This window comes from Bittarella massiliensis (ex Durand et al. 2017) (genome assembly GCF_017566145.1).
Taxonomy (GTDB): domain Bacteria; phylum Bacillota; class Clostridia; order Oscillospirales; family Ruminococcaceae; genus Bittarella; species Bittarella massiliensis_A.
Map to the genome: position 1 here is coordinate 1 of NZ_JABFCL010000403.1, position 209 is coordinate 209.

1 protein-coding gene is annotated in these 209 nt (G+C 44.5%); it reads right to left on the bottom strand.

Going from position 1 to position 209, the window contains the following annotated elements; translation table 11 throughout:
• Positions 1–209 (bottom strand): N-acetylmuramoyl-L-alanine amidase (locus HJY11_RS14825; protein WP_368041639.1); only part of this gene is annotated, 209 nt, incomplete at its 3' end.

Genomic DNA, 209 nt, shown 5'->3' on the forward strand with positions numbered 1-209 from the left:
GTCCGCCGCAGCAAATAATAGGTATCATTCCCTTTGATCGGACGGTTTTTTATTCCCTCAAGATTTTCTATCTGTTTCTGTACCGTATTTGCCATTTCCTCTCCCTCTTTGGAGTGTTCGAAGTAAAAAATCTGGGATCCACTGACATCCGGGGAGGGATAGCTGTTTTGGTGAATACTGACCGCAAGTACAGGTGCCGTCTCATTAAT